The sequence below is a fragment of the Alicyclobacillus acidoterrestris genome, assembly GCF_022674245.1.
Taxonomy (GTDB): domain Bacteria; phylum Bacillota; class Bacilli; order Alicyclobacillales; family Alicyclobacillaceae; genus Alicyclobacillus; species Alicyclobacillus acidoterrestris.
Genome location: NZ_CP080467.1, coordinates 1,672,316 through 1,693,308, shown reverse-complemented (window position 1 = coordinate 1,693,308; position 20,993 = coordinate 1,672,316). Strand labels below are relative to the sequence as shown.

The 20,993-nt window shown below is 53.5% G+C and carries 21 protein-coding genes and 1 pseudogene; 2 read left to right on the top strand and 20 right to left on the bottom strand.

The genetic code is table 11. From position 1 onward, the window contains the following. Positions 1 to 50: 50 nt before the first annotated feature. The 3 genes from K1I37_RS07805 to K1I37_RS07795 form a co-directional block, all read right to left on the bottom strand. Positions 51 to 1,544, bottom strand: a complete 1,494-nt coding sequence (locus K1I37_RS07805; RefSeq protein WP_236613897.1) for a nicotinate phosphoribosyltransferase — start codon at positions 1,542 to 1,544, stop codon at positions 51 to 53. 64 nt (positions 1,545 to 1,608) lie between these two features. After that, entirely contained in the window at positions 1,609 to 2,487 is an 879-nt protein-coding gene (locus K1I37_RS07800) for an inositol monophosphatase family protein (RefSeq protein ID WP_021297109.1), read from the bottom strand. A gap of 52 nt (positions 2,488 to 2,539) precedes the next feature. Further along, positions 2,540 to 4,945, bottom strand: coding sequence for a S9 family peptidase (locus K1I37_RS07795; protein ID WP_161624362.1), 2,406 nt, complete (start codon positions 4,943 to 4,945; stop codon positions 2,540 to 2,542). A gap of 128 nt (positions 4,946 to 5,073) precedes the next feature. On the opposite strand from K1I37_RS07795, the gene K1I37_RS07790 reads away from it, so the two are divergent. Next, complete coding sequence (locus K1I37_RS07790; protein WP_021297111.1) at positions 5,074 to 6,600, top strand: aspartate ammonia-lyase; 1,527 nt, start codon at positions 5,074 to 5,076, stop codon at positions 6,598 to 6,600. Between the two features lie 55 nt (positions 6,601 to 6,655). Here K1I37_RS07790 and K1I37_RS07785 read toward each other — a convergent pair whose 3' ends face one another. The 7 genes from K1I37_RS07785 to K1I37_RS07755 all read right to left on the bottom strand — a co-directional run bounded on the left by K1I37_RS07785 (position 6,656) and on the right by K1I37_RS07755 (position 11,363). Next, a complete protein-coding gene (locus K1I37_RS07785; RefSeq protein WP_021297112.1) occupies positions 6,656 to 7,054 on the bottom strand; it encodes a hypothetical protein in 399 nt (132 codons plus the stop codon). Then, complete coding sequence (locus K1I37_RS07780; protein ID WP_021297113.1) at positions 7,051 to 7,386, bottom strand: hypothetical protein; 336 nt, start codon at positions 7,384 to 7,386, stop codon at positions 7,051 to 7,053. Before K1I37_RS07780 ends, K1I37_RS07785 begins: the two co-directional genes overlap by 4 nt. Before the next feature lie 348 nt (positions 7,387 to 7,734). Beyond that, entirely contained in the window at positions 7,735 to 8,709 is a 975-nt protein-coding gene (locus K1I37_RS07775; protein WP_021297114.1) for an electron transfer flavoprotein subunit alpha/FixB family protein, read from the bottom strand. 17 nt (positions 8,710 to 8,726) lie between these two features. Continuing rightward, on the bottom strand, positions 8,727 to 9,497 hold the full coding sequence (locus K1I37_RS07770) for an electron transfer flavoprotein subunit beta/FixA family protein (protein WP_031218902.1): 771 nt from the start codon (positions 9,495 to 9,497) through the stop codon (positions 8,727 to 8,729). Between the two features lie 2 nt (positions 9,498 to 9,499). Further along, positions 9,500 to 10,117, bottom strand: coding sequence for a fatty acid metabolism transcriptional regulator FadR (locus K1I37_RS07765; RefSeq protein WP_021297116.1), 618 nt, complete (start codon positions 10,115 to 10,117; stop codon positions 9,500 to 9,502). 187 nt (positions 10,118 to 10,304) lie between these two features. Further along, a complete protein-coding gene (locus K1I37_RS07760; protein WP_021297117.1) occupies positions 10,305 to 10,748 on the bottom strand; it encodes a redoxin family protein in 444 nt (147 codons plus the stop codon). A 75-nt stretch (positions 10,749 to 10,823) separates the two neighbouring features. After that, entirely contained in the window at positions 10,824 to 11,363 is a 540-nt protein-coding gene (locus tag K1I37_RS07755) for a peroxiredoxin (protein WP_021297118.1), read from the bottom strand. A gap of 115 nt (positions 11,364 to 11,478) precedes the next feature. Between K1I37_RS07755 and K1I37_RS07750 the strand changes: the two genes are divergently transcribed. Continuing rightward, entirely contained in the window at positions 11,479 to 11,754 is a 276-nt protein-coding gene (locus K1I37_RS07750; RefSeq protein WP_021297119.1) for a hypothetical protein, read from the top strand. A 111-nt stretch (positions 11,755 to 11,865) separates the two neighbouring features. On the opposite strand, the pseudogene K1I37_RS21840 reads toward K1I37_RS07750, so the two are convergent. The 10 genes and pseudogenes from K1I37_RS21840 to K1I37_RS07700 form a co-directional block, all read right to left on the bottom strand. Then, a pseudogene (locus K1I37_RS21840) lies at positions 11,866 to 13,397 on the bottom strand (MDR family MFS transporter). Beyond that, on the bottom strand, positions 13,390 to 14,031 hold the full coding sequence (locus K1I37_RS07740) for a polymer-forming cytoskeletal protein (protein ID WP_021297122.1): 642 nt from the start codon (positions 14,029 to 14,031) through the stop codon (positions 13,390 to 13,392). Before K1I37_RS07740 ends, K1I37_RS21840 begins: the two are co-directional and overlap by 8 nt. Before the next feature lie 66 nt (positions 14,032 to 14,097). Further along, positions 14,098 to 14,913, bottom strand: coding sequence for a polymer-forming cytoskeletal protein (locus K1I37_RS07735; protein ID WP_021297123.1), 816 nt, complete (start codon positions 14,911 to 14,913; stop codon positions 14,098 to 14,100). Between the two features lie 13 nt (positions 14,914 to 14,926). Continuing rightward, complete coding sequence (locus K1I37_RS07730) at positions 14,927 to 15,550, bottom strand: YhbD family protein (protein ID WP_021297124.1); 624 nt, start codon at positions 15,548 to 15,550, stop codon at positions 14,927 to 14,929. 183 nt (positions 15,551 to 15,733) lie between these two features. Continuing rightward, entirely contained in the window at positions 15,734 to 16,174 is a 441-nt protein-coding gene (locus K1I37_RS07725) for an RrF2 family transcriptional regulator (RefSeq protein ID WP_021297125.1), read from the bottom strand. Positions 16,175 to 16,225: 51 nt separating this feature from the next. Beyond that, on the bottom strand, positions 16,226 to 16,534 hold the full coding sequence (locus tag K1I37_RS07720) for a non-heme iron oxygenase ferredoxin subunit (protein WP_021297126.1): 309 nt from the start codon (positions 16,532 to 16,534) through the stop codon (positions 16,226 to 16,228). A 64-nt stretch (positions 16,535 to 16,598) separates the two neighbouring features. Further along, a complete protein-coding gene (gene sufB / locus K1I37_RS07715) occupies positions 16,599 to 17,996 on the bottom strand; it encodes a Fe-S cluster assembly protein SufB (RefSeq protein WP_021297127.1) in 1,398 nt (465 codons plus the stop codon). Positions 17,997 to 18,055: 59 nt separating this feature from the next. Then, on the bottom strand, positions 18,056 to 18,490 hold the full coding sequence (gene sufU / locus K1I37_RS07710) for a Fe-S cluster assembly sulfur transfer protein SufU (protein WP_021297128.1): 435 nt from the start codon (positions 18,488 to 18,490) through the stop codon (positions 18,056 to 18,058). Next, positions 18,477 to 19,709, bottom strand: coding sequence for a cysteine desulfurase (locus K1I37_RS07705; RefSeq protein ID WP_021297129.1), 1,233 nt, complete (start codon positions 19,707 to 19,709; stop codon positions 18,477 to 18,479). The genes sufU and K1I37_RS07705 overlap by 14 nt, the downstream gene beginning before the upstream one ends. Continuing rightward, positions 19,706 to 20,983: a SufB/SufD family protein gene (locus tag K1I37_RS07700; protein WP_021297130.1), complete on the bottom strand. Its 1,278-nt coding sequence runs from the start codon at positions 20,981 to 20,983 to the stop codon at positions 19,706 to 19,708. The genes K1I37_RS07705 and K1I37_RS07700 overlap by 4 nt, the downstream gene beginning before the upstream one ends. Positions 20,984 to 20,993 lie beyond the last annotated feature (10 nt).

Genomic DNA, 20,993 nt, shown 5'->3' with positions numbered 1-20,993 from the left:
TCGCCCCCTTCTCCCCCATCATACAACATTACGCGTGCGTATCACACGACTTACCCTTTTTTCCCTTCAGGTTTACGCCATTGATGGAGGAGCGACTGCTTTAAATCCCACAACTCCTGAGACAAGTCGACATGGTATTCGTGGGGTTTGAGCGGCCGGCGAATTTCTGCCGCGAATTGCTCGACCTGCAGATCAACCCGCTCGCGGATGTCATGCGCCTGCGGCAACTCGTACACCAACTGTCCGCGTTCAAAAATGGGCACGAGCAACTCCTCAATCCGATAGTTCTCAATCACTTTCCGCTTGTACGTGTGAATCGGATCAAAAAGCTCAAGCGGCTCAGATGGGTCGAAGTGCTCGTAGTCTAAAGCGATTAAATCCGCGACGGCCTGATTGTCGACAAACAGACGCAGTACCTTTTTGCGTCCCGGATTCGTCACTTTGTTCGGGTTTTCCGATACTTTGATGCGCGGTTCCCACACCCCGTCGACCTGCTGCGCGACTAGTTTGTAGACGCAGCCCAACGCCGGGCACTCCGAACTCGTAATGAGGTGAGTCCCCACACCCCAAGCGTCGATTTCCGCCCCTTGTGTCACCAAATCGCGAATGGTGTATTCGTCGAGATCAGACGAAGCGATGATCTTGACGTCGGTGAGGCCTGCGGCATCGAGCATACGGCGCGCTCGTTTCGATAAATAAGCCAAGTCGCCACTGTCAATCCGAATCGCTTTTAAGCTGCGACCCGCATCCCGCATCCGACGTCCCACTTCGATGGCGTTGGGCACGCCGGATCGGAGGACGTCATAGGTGTCGACGAGCAAGACCGTCTCCTCGGGAAACGCCTCTGCATACGCGAGAAAGGCGTCTAATTCCGATGGGAAACTCTGAATCCAACTGTGCCCCTGTGTGCCGGACACCGGGATATTATAGGATTCCCCAGCCATCAGGTTACTGGTGCCGACACAGCCACCAATGTAGGCCGCGCGTGCACCAAACACGGAAGCGTCGACATTTTGCGCCCGCCGTAACCCCATCTCAATGACAGGACTACCCGGATGAAGCGGGTTCGTTCTGGCCGCCTCGACAATTCTCCGGGCCTTGGTCGCAATCAAACTCTGATGGTTGATAAACGATAGAATGGCTGATTCAATTAATTGCACTTCCACAATTGGGCCCTCGACGCGTAAGAGCGGTTCGTTCGGGAACACCAAGGTTCCCTCTGGAATGGCGTACACGTCACCGTGAAACGAAAAATTTCTCAGATATTCGAGGAACGCTTCCGAGAACATATTTAAGGAACGCAAATAAGCGATGTCGCCCTCGGTGAACTTGAGATGATAGAGGTACCACGCGACCTGCTCCAAACCTGCGGCCACGACATAGCCGTTGCCGCACGGATTCGAGCGGTAGAATACGTCGAAGACGACGCGAATTTCGTGGCGCCCTGCATTAAATTGACCATACATCATGGTCAATTGATATAAATCGGTTAACAAGGTCAGGTGTCTGTCCCGGTAAACCGGCAATTGTGCAATTTCCATCATGCGTTGCTCTGCGCGATTCTCTTGGTTGCTCTGCAATCCCTTCATCTCCCAAAACTAGGCGACATCATGCTCCCCGAAGTGTATCGACAATCCGATTTACCGTCTCTCGCCGGCCGCTCGCGACAATGTTGCGGGTTTCCAAACTGTAATCCCGGCCATCGAGATCTTGTGTTACACCACCCGCTTCGCGGATGAGTAAAACACCCGCTGCAACGTCCCACGCGTTCAATTCATACTCCCAGAACACGTCGATCCGTCCGGCGGCCACATAGGCCATATGTAAGGCGGCCGCGCCAAGTGCGCGCAGGCTCTTGGCCTGAAGCACCAGTTGTGTCGCCCGCTGCATCAGCGTTTCACGCTCCACATGCCGCATCGGCAACCCCGTCGCCATGACCGCATGGTCAATCTCGCTGACCTCTGACACCGACAGCCGCATGCCTGGGCGCGCCTGCAGGGGGTCTTGTAACCAACGAACGACATCGGCGCGCGTGGCGAGGTACGCACCGCGCCCGATTTCACCGTAGAACACTTCCTCGCGGTACGGGTCGTAAATCACGCCAACCTGCAGTTGTCCCGACGCTGCAAAGGCAATCGACACAACCGACAATGGAATGGCATTCACGTAGTTGGTCGTGCCGTCGAGCGGATCGACAATCCAGAGCGCTGGCGCCTGCGAAACCGCCTGGGTTGCGCGCTCCGAGGCTTCGCGCCCCGGTTCCACAGCCTCTTCGCCGAGCACCTGATGATTCGGGAACGCCCGCTTGATGCGTGTTCGGATGAGTTGCTCACAGTAGGGATCGACATCGGTGACGAGATCGGATATGGACGATTTTGTCTTGACGACCAACTCTGTGGCGAATCTCGATTTAAAATAATCACCGGCCTCAATGGCCGCTTCGAGCGACGTCACGAGGACGGCTTGCAAATCCATGGTCTCGTTCATCTTCGATTAATTCCTTTCATTGCCGCAACAGTGAATGGCGCCGTAAGCTAAACTACGCCAACCGAAATGCGACATTGCTGATATCGAGCAAAAGGTCATCGATACTGGCATAACCGAGGATGTCATCGTCGAACAAAAAATGCACTGTCTGGATGTCTTCGAGACGCAACACGACATCTCCTGTCACGACCACACCGCCGACTGCCACGCCCAAGGGCAACTGTTTACCGCTGGGAAACACACTCGGTCGCTGATGCGGTTCCTGCCCAGTAAAGTAAAGCGCCACATCAGATGTAGCGGGATTGTCCAGCTTGAGTTCCAGCGCGCCATCCCGACTTGCAGACGCCGGCATCAACGTGACAGACGCGGCGAGGACCGCTTCATAGTCATCCCCAAACGACTTGTAGGCGTTCGTCACCTCGACCCCGTTGACCAGTGCCTTGTACTTGTCTCCCTGAATTGCGCCCGCTTGCCCGAACAGGATGGGTGCCGGAGTTTGTGGCGTCTGCAGATAGTGACCAAACCACGCGGCAATCCGCGACAATTCGTCGGCCCGGTGCCGCGGCTCGCGAATCCCGTGCCCCTCGCGCGGATAATGGACATACTCGACGGTCTTACCTGCTTCCAACAGCGCGTTATACATCTCTTTGGAGTTGGCCGGAAATGTGTTGTCGTCGTCATCCCCGTGAATAATTAACACCGGCGTATGGATGTTTTGTACGTAGCGCGCGGGTGACCGCTCCAGATAGAGCGCCTCATTCTCCCAATAGCGCCCGAGATACATCACTTCCCAAACGCGCTGCGTCGAACAACCGAAATCGGTCATCAGGTTCCAGATGCCAAACTCCGACACCGCCGCTTGAAATCGATTGTCGTGACCGATGATCCAATTGGTCATATACCCACCGTAGCTGCCACCCGTCAGGCCCAACCTCGCTTCATCAACCCAGCCAGTCCGTAAGACCGCATCCACACCGGTCATAATATCCTGGTAGTCTCCCCCGCCCAAATCCATGGCGTTGGCTTGAATGTACGCCTGACCGTAACCAATGCCGCCGCGATAGTTTGGGCAAAACACAGCGTACCCAAGGCTTCCAAGCCAATGGACGTTCAGGTAGTTGGAAAACGCCATCGTCGCATGCCACGCGGGCCCGCCGTGAATATCGACAATCATCGGATAGGGACCAGGCCCAGCCACATCCGGGTTCGGCAAGGACAGCACGCCCTCCATTTCCCTGCCGTCAAAAGACGTCCAGGTGAACGGTTGGACACGTGCCCGCGGCAAATCTCGATAAGGCGCATGGAACTTCGTCCGCTGAACGCCATCACTGGTGCCGCTTTCTTGCAAATTCAAGACAAATACTTCATGCGGCCTATCCGCCGTCTCTGCCAGATAAGCCACTGCCGCCGTTTTTGCCGCGACAGAGAACTCACCGACGACCGACGTCTTGTCACTCACAAATCGGTACTGCCAGCCGCCATCAACCTCCGTTACCGGAAGAAACTGGACGAGCGGTGCGTACAGCCCCCGCTCGACAGCGGCCACCAACGTGCCATCCGAAAGCCACTGCACATCCTGCACATCGCCGACAAAATCCAGGCTATGTGTGAGATTGTGCACTCGCCCCGACCGCCTATCGACAAGCCACAAATCCGATTGAGCATGTTCGGCCCGGTCCCCGCGCGGTGCCACAAACGCGACGATGTCGCCGGTTGGCGCAATGGCCGGTTGCACACAGGCACCTTTGCGGGAAACCAGCGCCTGTGCCTGATATTCTCCATCGTCAACCGCCGACAGGCACCATATATCACAGTCGTCGAGATCATTCGTCAAGCCCGTATAATTCGTTACAAACACCAAGGTCTCGTCGGTCGATCCCGCCGCCAACTGCATCAACCCGTAGTCGCGCTTATACATCGTTGTAACCGAAAAATCGTCGAGTGAGACACGACAGATGCGCCGTGGCAACTGGTTTCGCTCTTCGTGCGTCACATCTCGCATATCCTCTTCGGCAGACGTACGCAAATATTTTTCGTACGCCGTCTCTTCGACGTCGGCAATGGCGTAGATACAACTGCCGTCGGCGCTAAACACATAATCGTAAACGTTCCCCAAACTTTCTGCGGCGAGAAATGCTTCACCACCCGCTACTGGAAGCACGTACAACTGCTGTTCTGGCGCGTGCTCGTCATCATCCGAAGCGCTGGGCTTGCGATCACTGATGAACGCCAGCCACTTGCCGTCAGGGCTAAACTGCGGGTATGTATCTTTACTGTCCCCTCGCGTTAGTTGAACAGGCTCACCGTCACGTGTGACAGACCACAACTTATAGCGGTACTTTCCTTCCTCTTCGTCGAGTGTACGCAGGCTGTACACCGCTACTGTCGCATCCGGCGACATCGCAATTCCCTCCGGAATTTGCAAAGACAATAACGTTTCAATTGACCAACCGCGCACGCACATCACCTCATCTTGTTCCACTCTACATGAGCACCACCCGACACACAAGCGTATGCGAGCAGTAAGAAACTGCTAAAATAGAATCCAGTATTAGGAATCCGTCTGCCCAGCAAAGGAGGACGCTTATGTCACCACTTCAACACCGAACGGTTCACGACTCCCTCGGCGCACTGCAGATTCCAGCAGATGCGTATTATGGAGCGCAGACCGCGCGGGCTATCGAAAATTTTCCGATCAGCGGTCTCCACCTACACCGTTCGTTTATTCGCGCCCAGGCCATTATCAAATGGGCTGCTGCAAAGGCGCATAAAGACCTCGGGGCACTTCCGGCGGCCAAAGCGGATGCCATCTGCGCTGCCGCCGAAGAGGTCATCGAAGGCCGCCATCGCGAATGGTTCCAAGTCGACGTCTATCAAGCTGGGGCCGGTACATCCCAAAACATGAACGTCAACGAGGTCATCGCCAGCCGCGCCGCTGAATTGTTGGGCGGGGCGCGTGGAGACACGTCATTGGTGCACCCCAATGACGACGTCAACAAGTCGCAGTCGACAAACGACACGTTTCATATCGCGATGAACATTGCAGGGATGGAGATGTTGGCACACCAACTCGATCCGGCCCTCGCCGCCCTGGAAGACGCACTGTGCGCCAAGCAATCCGAATTTCAACATGTGGTTAAATCGGGGCGAACGCATCTGCAAGACGCGGTCCCGCTGTACCTTGGGGATGAATTTGGCGCCTACGCGGAAAACATCCGGCGCCATCGCATCTGGCTCGAACAGAGTGCCAGCAATCTCTTGGCGATTGGTATGGGGGGGAATGCCATTGGCACAGGCGTAAACACACCACCAGGGTTCGCCGACAAAGCGACAGCTTATATTGCCGCATATACCGAACTGGCCTTTCACCGGCCGGCGAATCCCTTCACGTTCAATCAAAACCCGGACGAAATCGTGTTGGTCTCCGGCGTTCTTCGCAACATCGCACAGGTTTTAGCGAGAATCGCCAACGATTTGCGCCTGCTTGCCTCCGGCCCCCGCACAGGATTCGCGGAAATTCAACTGCCCGCGGTTCAACCAGGCTCATCGATTATGCCTGGAAAAGTGAACCCTGTGATGGCGGAGATGCTCAATATGGTCGCCTTCCAAGTGATTGGCTGCGACACGGCGGTCGCCCAGGCTGGCGCCGCCGGACAGTTGGAACTAAACGTGATGATGCCCGTGATGGCGGCCAACTTTTTGCACAGTATTCATATTCTCAGCAGCAGTGTACGGACCTTTACAGAGCGTTGTATCCGGGGAATTGAAGCGAATGAAACGCGATGCCTGTGGTACGCGGAAAACTCATTGTCTTTAGCGACAGCCATGAATGTGGAACTCGGATATGACCGCGCCGCTGAAGTGGTCAAATACGCGCTCGCACACGACACGTCACTGCGGGAAGCCGGTGCGGCCATCGGCGTCGACGCCGACCTGTTGGCAAAAGCGCTCGACGTTGAGCGGATTGCGCGAGTAGCAAAAGATTTGGCCCACCCTGACGATGCGCATCATCCGTCCATGAACAAAGGTGCCCAATCAGCCGAAACAACCGACTCGACGACGCGCAAAACTGCACCGAAACCGCAGGGCAGACCGTTTGAATCGGCGGATTGACGCGCGAAGCGACGCGAGCATGAGTTCCCACTGTCACGTCAGGAGGTGGTGTAGCTTATTCGTCTTTAAAGTGGCGCCAATCGAGCTTGGAATCCTTCAACAATTCGTCGAACGACACCTCTTCGTCGTCTTCGGGATCAAACAGCTCGGCAAACGACAAATCGGGATTGTCCTCGAGACGCTCTTTCGCCGTGCGAGACGTCTTCCCCCTTCCCTTTGCCTTTTGGGGCGCCTCTTTGACCGCTGCAGCCGTTTCTTCGAGCTGTGCCTTGAGTTCTGTCAGCCTAGAGGCTACTTTGTCACCGATGCTATCACCGACGTGAAAAGCCTCTTCTTTCGGCTTTTCCTTCGGTGCCTTCTTCGGCTTGTCGATCACGATGTCCATCGCATACTCTGGTTTGTCAAAGACGTCTTGTTCCGTCCTGTTGCGTTTCTGCTTCGACTTCTTGCTCACAGATTCTCGCCATCCTTCTTTGCACCCGAACTTGCCAACCAAGCGCGCAAATACGTTTTCTCGTCATCCACCAAAGTGGGATGCTCATGTAAATACACACGAAGAATCTCATCTTCGTAAGCAGGATCTTCCTTAGAAACCGAAGTCTTACCAATCTCTGACGTGAGGCGACGATCATATAAAATGTTCCATTCCTCCGCGCCATCGTCGACGTTCCGCTGCAAAACTTGCATATAAATTCCGTCGTCTTCCGTACCCTCTTGCTGAAGGTACATAATCATTTCGTAATCTTCGAAGCGGTGAACCCAATCCAATTGGTCAAACGAACGCATATTCCCTGCTCCTTGTCGATTCGTCTCCACTTGCGCCACAGTATAGCACAATCCACTGCATTTCCGTACCAAACTCGCAGTGCAGCCCACTTATCGTTTTGTTAAAATGGCGGTAGCCTAGTTACATAGCAGTCCATCCATGCAACAGAGGGGGCGGGTCAGATGCGTCAGTTCTTTTGGGTCTTATTTTTCGTAGCACTTGTCATCGTCGCCATTGAGACCTTTATACCGCGCAGCGTCTAAAAAGCAGGCAGGACGCAGATGACCTTCAAGGTCTCGCAAAACGCCACAAACAGCGGCACGCATAGTTCGTGCCGCTGTTTGTCGCTTCGTCGCGGAAACAAATCCTTATTGCGACACCATGACTTTTTTGAACTCAGCGGTCAACTGCGGAACGACCTCAAACAGATCTCCGACGATGCCATAATCAGCCACTTGGAAAATTGGCGCTTCCGGATCTTTATTAATCGCCACAATCACCTTCGAATTCGACATACCAGCCAAATGCTGTATCGCCCCAGAAATGCCGCACGCAATATATAAATCAGGCGTCACCACCTTGCCTGTCTGGCCAATCTGCAAGGCGTAGTCGCAGTAGCCCGCGTCACATGCGCCACGCGATGCGCCCACAGCCGCACCCAGTACCTCCGCCAATTCGTACAAAACAGAAAAACCTTCTTCCGATTTGACGCCACGTCCGCCGGAGACGATGATTTTCGCCTCTGTGAGATCTACCGCGCCAGTCGCTTTGCGAACCACCTCGCGCACGATTGTCGATAAATCTGCATCATCAAATGTCACGTTCACAGTGTGGGTATTCACCGTCTTTGGCGCACCGTCGTACGGCGCTAGATTATTGGGACGGACCGTGACGACGTACGGCTCAGAAGTCGCCACAACCTTCGTGAACGCCTTTCCAGCATAAATGGGGCGGATAAACGTCGGTGTCTCTGTATCCGTTTCAACATCTGTAATATCGGATATCTGCCCCAATCCAAGCCGCATCGCAACGGCCGGTGCCAAATCCTTGCCCACAGCCGAATGCGCAAATAGTACGACTTGCGGTTGAACTTGCTGAATCACTTCGATGACGGCCTTGCGATACAGAGAGGGCGTATAGTTTCCAAAATGCGCATCGTCCATCACCCATACATCGTCTGCTCCAGCCGCACCGAAGTCCGGCAAGTCCAGCTGATGGCCGAGCACCGCGACATGAACGGCCCCACCTTGTGCCAATCGGTTTGCAACCCCAAGCATTTCATTCGTCACATTGCGTAATGCTCCGTTCCGTACATCGGCGACAACCAGAATACGCTTCCCCATCATGCTCCCCCCAGTGCTCATTCGATGACCTTATCCACTGTGCGCAAACAACGAACAAGTTCCTGTACCTGTTCAGACAAGTCCCCAGTCAAAATCTTCCCTGCTTCTTTCACCTGCGGCAAAAACCGTTGGACAATCTTGGTCTTGGGTGCAATGTCGTCTTCAGCCAGCCCCAAATCAGAAAGCGACACGCTCGTAAGCGGTTTCTTTCCCGCGCGGCGGATGCCAATCAACGAAGGGTAACGCGGGTCATTCAATCCCTGCTGTGCGGTCACGACCAGTGGCAAGCGTCCGGCAACCACTTCCTCATCACCCTCCGCATCGCGGTGACCGACGACCTCGTCGCCGTTTATCTCAAGTTTTGTCACGGTCGAAATATGAGCCCAATCCAATAATTCGGCAACGCGCACCGCCACCTGACTTGACCCATCGTCGACTGCCTGGTTGCCAGCGAGGATGAGATCGTACTGCCCCTTTTTCGCAATGGCCGCAAGTGCTTGCGCAACAGTGAACTCATCGCCGAAGAGCGCTTCATCAGCAGCTAGAATCGCCTCGTCCGCCCCCATCGCAAGCGCTGTCCGCAGCGCCTCCTCCGCCCGCTCCGGTCCGACCGTGGCGACTGTCACCTGTGCGTCACTCGCCTCCTTGATGCGAATCGCTTCCTCAATGGCATATTCATCGTATGGATTGATGACAAACCGCACGCCATCCTCTTTGACCTGTCCGTCGACGATAGAGATACGCTCTTCTGTGTCAAAGGTCTGTTTGATGAGAACTAAGATATTCACAATCACACTTCCTCCTCTACCTGTTCGCGCGAAGAGATGCCATAACACAGCACACGCACGATATCTGGCGCGAGTGCACCCAAATCGTACTTGCTGCCAGACAATACCCAAGCGGTTACGGTTTCGTCCAGGGTGCCAAAAATCATCCTCCGTGCAATCCGATGACCGACCTCCTGACTAAACACGCCTTCCTGTATTCCTTCATCGATGACGTCGTCCAACAAGTGATAAAACGGCTTCATAATATCCCCAATTTGCCGTCGCATCTCAGCATCTACTTGCCGCAAATGCACCTGCGTCACCATCGCCAGCTTGGCATCTCGCCCTAAATCCCCCAGGTAAACCTCGACGATGCGCCGCAGTTTCGCAGTGGCACCGCGCTCCTCTAGAAGCGCCTGCCTGAGTTGGTGAACAACTTCGCCAATGCTCTCACGCAAAATGGAAAGCAACAAATCCTCTTTGTTTTTAAAGTAGAGATACACCGTGCCATCAGCTACACCGGCAGCACGGGCAATTCGACTGATCTGCGCGTGATGATAACCCGTTTCTGCAATCACCTGAATGGCAGCTCGCAAAATCGCATCGCGCTTCCCACTGTCCCGACGTGTCCCGATAGCCATCCCCCCGGAAATGAATGAATAGTCATTCATTTTTAAAAAAGTCTATGCTTACTCGCAGCTTATGTCAAGCGCTTACATGCCGATGTCAGCTGACCGCCCGGCACGTCACTGCCGCGACGACTGGGCCAAGACAAGACAAAAAAAGCCCGCCTGACGACGGCGGGCTTACACGTGTAGGGCGTATTGGCTAGCGGATCCCCAATGCCTCACGCACCTTCGGTTCTACTTTCTGAAAACCTTTGTCTCCAGCCGTCCGGAACAATAGTTTTCCATCGCGGCCAAAGATGAAAAATGCCGGTGTGAACTCGTTTTGGAATGCTTGCGCGATGGCAACTTGATTATCGACAGCACACGGCTGCGTGATATGATATTTCTCCACGTCCGCACGAATCCGCGCGATGTCTGTGTCTTCTTCCATGCGCGGCATGTGGACAGCCACAGTTTGTAAGCCCTGGTCCGCATATTCGTCGCGAATCCGCAGAACATCCGCCATCGTCTCATGGCAGATGTGGCAGGACACTGCCCAGAAGTGCACGAACGTCACTTTGCCATCTTCGAGTTTCGGCTCGCCATTGAACCACTCCGTAGCCCCAACAAGTGCCGGCATATCGGAACCCAACCGCATTGGCATACCCGTTCACCTCCGAATTGATAAAAATCCCCGCGCACAATCTGCACGCGGAGATCTCAATTTCACCCATGAAACTCAAACGTTCAACGTAGCTTGTCCAGGCTTCCAGTTCGCCGGGCACAAACCGCCCATTTGCAACGCTTCAAGAACGCGGAGCGTCTCATCCACGCTGCGGCCAACGTCCATGTTGTGCACAACTTGGTATTGGAGGATGCCGTCGGGATCGATAATAAACAGACCGCGAAGCGCGGTTCCCTCTTCTTCAACCAACACGTCGTAGCTACGTGCGACGGTCTTGGTGAAGTCTGCTGCTAGTGGGTAATCCAAGCCACCTAAACCATTTTCGGCACGCGGCGTGTTAATCCAAGCCTTGTGACTGTGAACACTGTCCGTGCTAACGCCAAGAACTTCTGCGTCGAGATCTTTGAACTCTTGCAGGCGGTCATTGATAGCGATGATTTCCGTCGGGCAGACAAAGGTGAAATCCGCTGGGTAGAAGAACAGAACCAGCCACTTACCTTTGTAGTCGGAAAGCTTCACACGTTCATTCAGCGTATCCATGTTTTTCGTTGACAACATGTCAAAGTCTGGTGCTGGACGACCAACTAACGGCATGACAATCCCTCCTTGAATTTAGACCAACTTGGCGATTGGCTTCGTAGGCATTATACTAAGATTTAGATGGAGCTTCAAATCGCGCGACACAGACGAAGGGAAGGAAACCACCGATATGGAAACCTATCGCTCAGAGGACTGGAGCAATGCACACTTTCAGGTCAATGATGCTTTGAGTGCGCTGTTGCAGAGCCTTCGCGACCATGGCTACAATCCGAGTCTGCATTTGACGTATGACCGCGAAGAACACCATCTCCTGGTCGACCCCGTCATCCTCAACAAACATGACGACGTCAAGCGCATCTTCTTGCAGTATGTGGATGCCTGCAATACGCGGGATGCTGCTGTGGAGCGCATTCAGTCATTGCCTAAGCTCGACCTTGGTTTTTAACGCAATCCACCTACTCGGGTCTCATGAATAAGATGAAGGCATTTGCACGCTGGAAAGGAACTGCGCTCACGATGAAAGACAAGCGTCAGCCTTTTCGGCGTGTCGACTTCTTTACACGCCTCCGTCTGCATCCATTTCTGCGTGGTGCATGCCTCGAAATCTCGCAGCGCCCATCCAAAATAGCATCACAAAAGCAAGTCCAGCCGGAATCAGGTCCCAGAGCAATGTATGTGTGACGGAATACGCAATCGCACGACTAAATTCATGGAGAATCGGAAGCGGGATACGCTGTCTTGTTTCCGGTGTTAGAATGGCACGTGGATCCATCTTGGCGAAACGAGTCATCCTGGTTTGTGCGCCCCCCGCCAACAGGGACGTCAGTTGACGCTGAAAGACATGGGTCTGAATCGCACCGAATATGACGATCCCGACGGTCATCCCAAGCTCCCGAACAAACGAGTTCGTTGAACTCGCAGCGCCTCGGTGGCGCGCATCAAACTCGCCGAGCGAGGCCATGCCCATCACTGAAAATGAAGGCCCAATCCCCAAGCCAACAATGCACATGAACCCCATCACTTCAAACATAGAACTATTGGGCGTGAGCCTGGTCAATAAATAAATGCCAAGCAAAAAGAGCAGACAAAACGGCATCAAAACGTTCCGGTACGACATTTTATTGGCCAACACTCCGCCAAGCGGTGCTGTGAGAGACGAGCCCACCATCATCGGCAATAATTCAGGCCCGCGTTGATGGCCGATCCGCCAAGCGTCCCCTGAATAAAAATCGGCACGTATATGACCGCCACGATATAGGCGCTGCCCGACAGTAACCCGACCAGATTGCTCGCGGCAAACACGCGATTCCGAAACATATGGAAGGAAATGATCGGTTCCTTCGCCTTCGCTTCCACCACGAGAAACAGGCCAAATAAGAGGAATGCGATAAAAAATGCCCCAAGAATCTCTAAAGATCCCCAAGCGTACTGGTTACCGCCGAACTCCAGCGCAAACATCAGAAATACGATAGCGGGAACCAATGTGATGATGCCAAGCCAGTCAATCGCTTGTCGCGTGTGTCTAGGCGACTCATGATAGTAAAAATAAATCAAAATAAATGTAACGACACCCAAGGGGACGTTGAGATAAAACACCCACCGCCAATTGACATCCTGCGTAATATACGCCCCAAGCAACGGGCCAAAAATACTCGCTAGCCCGAAAACAGCGCCGAACATGCCGGAAAACTTGCCCGCTTGCTCCCGTGGGACGACGTCAAAGATAATCGTGAACGCAACCGGCGTCAGGGCGCCGCCGCCAATCCCCTGAATCGCTCGATAAACGGCGAGTTCGTCCATGTTGTGCGCTGTTCCACAGAGCATTGACCCAAGTAAAAAAACCACCAATCCAAACACAAAGAATCGTTTGCGCCCATACATGTCCGAAAGCTTCCCTACAATCGGCATGCCAGCCATTTCGGTCACCATATAGGCCGCAGTGATCCAAACGATTTTATCAATCCCACCGAGGCTGGAGACAATACTTCCTGTTGCCGTCGCAACAATCGTATTGTCCATTGCCGAAATGAAGATTCCCAACAACAAGCCAACAACCACAATCCCTACCCGCGTGGGCCGATTAGTCACGCACGTCCACATCCTTTTGCATAAGTCCTGTCTGCCTCTGAACGCCCACACTCGCACTGTTCGAGATGCGAATATTGTCGCGGTACTCGACGACTTTGACGTCACAACCCGAGCCAATCTCGACATCGTTGCCACGTACAACTCGTGCCACCGTGTCGTAAAGCACAATATGGTCGCCTTCCACTGTATCCACAGTCAGTTGGCGAGCGCCCTTCGCTCTCCATCGATGAGCTGGTTTCACGCGAATGGTCTCCCCACCAATTTCCAGGACACTCGAATCCCCATATAGCGACAGTTCTATGACACCCGCATTTAACAATCCGCCAATATGAAATGAACCCTGGCATTTAAACTTCTCCACATTACAGTCACCACGGACCTTCATCTCGCCAAGCACGTGAACTTGGTCACCACGCAAATCATTCGCGACGTCTACTGTTCCCATCACCTTTGCCGAGTTCGCAGAAAGCGCTCCATCCACCTGGAACGCGCCCATGACTTTCAGGTGCGCACACTGAATATCCCCAGTCACCTTCCCCTCACCATGGACGGTCACCTTCTCAAAAGAGCCACCTGCGGACTGCGCCGTACCGTGGATGGTCCAGTTATTTCCCGAGCTTTGCTTCGTTTTCATCGCATCCCCTCCGATAACCCGCCGAACGCGCTTTGTCATCGTGATTCACGTACAATGAGCGCGCGATCACAGCTTTTTATGGCGTCCTACAAACGCATCGCCTATCTTCTCAAAATCGGACGAATACTCGAGGAGATTGACCTCCGTACCAGGCCCCAACGTCACTCGCTTCCCTCGTACCACGTCCGCCTTCGTATACTCGAGATAAATATCGTCCCCTTCAATCACCTCGGCAGTTAACCGGCGAGCCCGCTGAAAAAAACGCGATCCTTTGCTTCTCACCACACGAATTTGTGCGCCACCAATCTCTTTGACGCGCGAATTGCGCTCCAATCTCACAAGAATCTCATCTGCCGACAAGAGGCCGTCAATCACAAACACGCCATGCGCCTCAAACCTTTCTGTCTCACAAGACCCGCCTACGCACAGCGCCCCTGTCAACGACAAAGATTCGGCGAACACCCCTTCAGAAATGCGATGATTCCCCCGCAATTTCACCTCTTGTGCTGAACATTGCCCCTCGATTACATGGCTTCCGTCCATCCAAATGCTCGTCGCTTTGACATCACCCCCGATTGTGACTCGTCCATGTAGGCTCATGTTGTGCTTCGCTTCACAGCGCCCCGCCATGCGTGTGACGCCTTCCACAACGACTTCATCCGCGACGACGTCGCCTTGTATTTTCGCCTTTCCCTGAACGCTCAGTACCTGCGCTCGCACGTGACCGAGAATTTCGGCGACCCCTTCGAGATCACATCGAAGACAGTCGATGTCATGATGTATCTTGCTAACTCCCTGAATGGTCACGTTTTGATATACGCCACCCGACGCACTTCCTACCCCCGACACATCGAGATTTGGCCGAACTGCGTAATCGTCCACATTGCGTCACCCCTTACACAAACCTTAACTTCAATTCCTCGATACACTTTGCAAGATCTAACTCCATCACGATTTTCGTATCCGCCTCAAAATATAAATCTCCCGCCGTCGAGCATAAAAAACACGACGACACACCCAGTTTCCGAATCACCAACAACCGGCAACTTGCATTTTCAAACCGTTCAAAGTTCTGCTCCATCGTCTTGAAAATCATCGCTGCATCATCCAAATGAATGTCGCCTGTCCGCAGCGCAACATCCACAACATACAGCGAGAGCAGTTGTTCAAACTTTAAAATCTGTATCCCTGGATGCTGTTCAAACAGGACATCCAACGCCGATTTCGTAACAATGTTTTGTGCTAATAGTTGTTCCGGAGAAAGAGAGATATCGGATGGTCCCGTGGAGAACATACTCGCCATTTCGTCTAGCGACAAATCATCTTTCATACTCTGAATCTGCGCGATTCGCTGTAGCATTCTCTCTCTCGGGAAAAATGTCTCCTGCCCGGTAAAGGTAGATTTTCGAATAAACCATTCCTCAGGGATCAACTTTTTGCGCTTCCAACGATATAACTGCCCGTATGAAATCCCGGTCAGCTCTAACAATTCCTTTTTAGACATGAGGTCCTGTTCCATTCATATTCAACTCCCGGCGCAAACATCGTAACATAACAATGTTACGTTACACAAGCACAAAGTGGCCCACTCTAGACAAATCTCTGGCGCGCGAAGAATGAAGCAGATCCAAAACGCAAAAAACGCAGAGCCCCGGGACATCGCCACGATTGCTCTGCGCATTAAACTCGATAGGATGAAAATTTACGCGTGTAATGGAATATCATCATACATCACGTCCGCCAAGGTCAACGCATCCAATGCATTGGTGACTGCCACTGCAACACGCATCCAAACGTTGCGCGTACGACAAGACCGATACAAGTCACAGACACTTTCAGGTGACTCATTTCCCTCTTCCGTCACGCATGCGATAGGCGCTAACGACCCTTCCAGCAGGCGGACCAAAGCGCCAATCGAAATGGCCTCCGGAGGTCGACTCAATTGATACCCGCCACCTGCGCCACGAACGCTTGTCACAAATCCTGCTCTGCGTAGTTTGGCCATGATCTGATCTAAGAACTGTTCCGGAATCGATTCCGCCTCCGCCACTTGCCGAAGCGGAACCGTGCGGTCAACCCCCGCCATTGATGCGAGTGCCACCATGGCGCGAAGTCCGTATTCTGTCTTGCGGGATACCTTCATGCCATACTCCTCCTCGTTTCAGTTCCTGACCATGTCAGACATGCCGCCACATTAATCATAATCCACCCATACTTCGTCGCCGCGCACCTCAACCTCATAGGTTGCAATGGGGATGACACACGGAAAAGAAGTCGCTTGACCCGTCTTGACATCGAACTTGCCACCATGTCTCGGACAAGCCACAATGTGCCCGTCCAGCGTTCCATTGGACAAGGATTGTGCAGCATGCGTACAGACGTCCGACGTCGCATAAAAACCATCTTCCAAGTGGTACAAGGCGAGGTCTTCTTCGTCGAGCGGCACCTGCATCATATCGCCTACTTCCAAATCACTCACGTTCGCAACCTTTATCCAAGTCACCGAGTTCACCCTTCTCCTTACAAGAGGCGCGCTCTCATAGACAAGAACGCGCCAATCTTACAACTTACCCGATGGAACCTTCCATCTCGAACTTAATCAGTCGGTTCATCTCAACCGCATACTCCATCGGAAGTTCGCGCGTGAACGGTTCAATGAAGCCCATGACAATCATTCGCGTCGCGTCTTCTTCAGAAATGCCGCGGCTCATCAGGTAGAAGAGCTGTTCTTCACTTACCTTTGAGACAGACGCCTCGTGTTCCAGCGTGACATCGTCATTCATAATCTCATTGTATGGAATCGTGTCGGATGTCGAATTGTCATCCAAAATCAGCGTGTCACACTTGATGTTCGCCTTGGAGCCCACCGCATTCGGCGCGAAACTCGCCAACCCGCGATAAGTGGTTTTGCCGCCGTGCTTACTAATCGACTTCGAAACAATCGTCGAGGTCGTGTTCGGCGCATTGTGAACGACCTTGGCGCCTGCGTCTTGGTGCTGGCCCTTGCCTGCCACCGCGATCGACAGCACCATCGCCTTTGCACCCTCACCCTGCATATACACGGATGGATATTTCATTGTCAGTTTCGATCCGATGTTGCCATCGACCCACTCCATCGTCGCATCGCGATGTGCCACAGCGCGCTTGGTCACCAGGTTATAGATGTTTGGCGCCCAGTTTTGAATCGTGGTATAACGGCAACGGGCCCGGTCCTTGACAATGATCTCCACGACCGCACTGTGCAATGAGTTTGTGCTGTAAACCGGCGCCGTACAACCCTCGACATAGTGGACGAAACTGTCGTCGTCGGCAATGATAAGCGTCCGTTCAAATTGGCCCATATTCTCCGAGTTAATACGGAAATACGCCTGCAACGGCACTTCACAACGTACGCCCTTTGGAACGTAAATGAAGCTACCGCCACTCCAGACTGCGCTGTTGAGTGCAGCGAACTTGTTGTCCTCTGGTGGAATCACCGTGCCAAAGTACTCTTTAAAGATTTCCGGATGTTCTCTCAAAGCCGTGTCCGTATCACAGAAGATGACGCCCATCTTTTCCAAGTCCTCACGCATGGAGTGATAGACGACCTCAGACTCGTACTGTGCCGAGACACCAGCCAGGAACTTTTGTTCCGCTTCCGGAATACCAAGCCTGTCGAACGTGTTCTTAATCTCTTCAGGAACCTCATCCCACGTCTTACCCTGGCGTTCCGAAGGCTTGACGTAGTACGTAATCTCGTCGAAATCCAATTCGCTCAAGTCGCCGCCCCAGTTTGGCATTCCCTTTTCCAGAAAGATGTCGAGGGAACGCAAGCGGAAATCCGTCATCCAGCCGGGCTCGTTCTTCATCATCGAGATCTCTTCGACGGTTTTGCGTGTCAGGCCCTTTTCGAACTTGACGACGGAAATGTCCTTATCGCGAAAACCATACTGATACTCTTCCATGTCCGGCAGTTGTTTTGCCATGCCAAACATCCCCTTTCGAGATGTATTACCATTCACCATCAGTGCCTGTCATGCGCAGTTTATTTCTTAATCTCGCCAGTCGATGAGGCTGCACGCTCCAGCGCCTGCCACGCCAGCGTCGCACATTTGATGCGCGCCGGAAACTTGGCGACACCGTGGAGCGATTCAAGCTCGCCCAGTTCGTCAAAATCCACGTCCTGACCCAACATCATTTCCCGAAATGTCTGCGAGAGTTTCAATGCGTCGTCAACCGATTTGCCTTTAATGGCCTCCGTCATCATGGATGCGGACGACATAGAGATGGAACATCCGCTTCCCCGAAAACGTACATCTTTCACGATGCCGTCCTCCACCATCAGTTGGAGAAAAATCTCGTCACCGCAGCTGGGATTCCGAAGATCTACCGAGATGGCGTCCTCAGATAGCGTTCCCTGATTTCGCGGTTTCTGATAATGGTCCATGATCACTTGGCGATACAACTCATCCAATTGCATGGCCGAAGAACTCCTTCGCTTGTTGTAGGGCTTCTACCAAGTGCTCAACGTCATCTTCTGTATTATAAAGATAAAAGCTGGCACGCGCAGTCGACCCGACACCCAAAATCCGCATGAGCGGCTGTGCGCAATGATGTCCTGCGCGCACCGCGACGCCCTGAGTATCCAATACAGTCGCTACATCGTGCGGATGTACACCACGCAGGTTGAACGTAACCAACCCACCGCGATGCACGCCTGCCGGCGGGCCATAGACGTCAATACCATCGATGGCCTGCAACCGTTCCATGGCCAAATTGGCTAATTTCGCGTCGTGTTCCGCAACGGCATCCAGACCGATGGCAGACAGATAATCCACTGCCGCGCCAAGACCAATCGCCCCAGCGATAATCGGCGTACCGCCCTCAAACTTCCATGGTGCTTCCTTCCAGGTAGACTCGTAAAGCTCTACCACGTCAATCATTTCGCCGCCAAAATACGTCGGCTCCATTTGCTCAAGCAATTCTTTCTTGCCATACAAGACGCCAATGCCAGTAGGCCCACACATCTTGTGCCCGGAAAAAGCGAGAAAATCGCAATCTAGCTCGACCACATCAATCGGCATGTGTGGCACGCTTTGGGCGCCATCCACCACCATAATGGCGCCATGTCGATGCGCGATTTCAGCAATTTCCTTCACCGGATTAATTGTACCAAGTACATTTGAAACGTGCGCAATGGCCACCAACTTGGTTTTATCTGTGACGGCAGCCTCCACATCCTCCAAGCGAATCGTACCATCCGGTTGAAGTGGAAGATACTTGATGGAAGCGCCGGTAGCACGAGCCACCTGCTGCCAAGGAATCAAGTTACTGTGATGCTCACTCGGCGGCAGCACAATTTCGTCGCCAGCCTGGAACCGCGTGCGCGCGTAACCATAGGCTATCATGTTGAGCGACTCCGTCGTCCCGCGGGTGAATACGACCTGATTCGCAGACGGCGCGTGGATGAAGGTAGCAACCTTCTCCCGCGCCTGCTCATAAGACTCCGTCGCCCTCGTCCCAAGGGTGTGGACACCGCGATGCACGTTGGAATTCTCATGTTCGTAATACCGCTTCAAAACATCGAGCACCTGGCGCGGCTTCTGAGATGTCGCCGCGCTATCCAGGTAGACGAGCGGATGACCGTTGATCTTCTCCTCAAATATCGGAAAGTCCTTACGGATTTCTATCGGATTCATCGTGAAAGCTCCCTTTCTATACGCGCCACCACGAGGTCGCGCAACGGGGCACTAGGCAAGGCCTCCACCGAATCGTGAAGATAGCCCCAGATAATCATCTGTGTGGCCTGTGCCTGCGGAATACCACGGCTCATCAGATAATACACTTGGTTCGGGTCAATCTTCCCAACGCTCGCTGCATGCCCACAACGATTGACGTCATTTTCATCAATCAGGAGCATCGGAATCGCATCTGCGCGTGCGGTACCGTCAATCATAATCATTCTGTCGTGCTGCTCACTGCCCGCTCCGACAGCACCCTTGACAATTTCTGTGCAACTACGGAAGACGCTGTTCGCACGTTCGCGCAACGCTCCGTGCATCGTGATATCACTTTCCGTATGGCGCCCACGATGCACCATGCTCGCGGTCAAATCCATGTGTTGGCGTCCATATCCCAACCCAATCACACGCGTTTCTCCACGCGCGCCAGTTCCTTCCAGGACGTCTTCCACCAGTTCGACCGTAAATGCGTTACTCACATCGCTGACCGTCCATTCGACCACCGCATCCTTGCCCACCAGCGCACGGCGCGTCACGAAATAAGTCGCTCCTTTCGCGAACTCGTCAGCGGTACCGACGTGCACGCGACTACCTGCCTTGGCCACGACTTCCGTGACGTGACTCGACGTAAACTTCTCCTTCTGTTCTGGTGAAAACGTCACGTCGATGAATTTCACATCAGCCAGTTCATCCGCCACAATCAAATTACGTGGATACGTGCCCGATTCAGTTGCCGTGAACACATGAACCGATTCAAAGGGAACGTCAACTTGCACGTTCCGCGGAACATATAAAAAGACACCGCCCGCGAACAGTGCGAGACTCAATGCAGACCATTTATTGTCATCCACCTTGACGACGGATGCCAGATGTTCTTTCACCAACGATTCGTGCTTGACCGTCGCAGTGTGTACATCTGTAAAGATGACACCTTGTTGGCCAAGCGCCTCTGTGTGCTTCACTTCAATGAGATGCCCGTCGACAAACAGGGCGTACGGGTGGTCGAGATTGTTCACGTAATGGCGAACCGACTCTGGTACGCCGGCTGGCGAAGCAACAAACGTGCCCGTCTCCCAGCCGCGCTTGCGGAGGTCTGTCTTCTCGAGGCGCGGTTCCGGCATCTCGGTAAATCGCTGCCAGGCGTCCTCCCGCAGGCGCAACACCCATTCAGGTTCCTGAAACGCCGAACTTACGGCATGAACTTGCAATGACACCGTATTCGCTTCGGTCACTTGTGCTCCC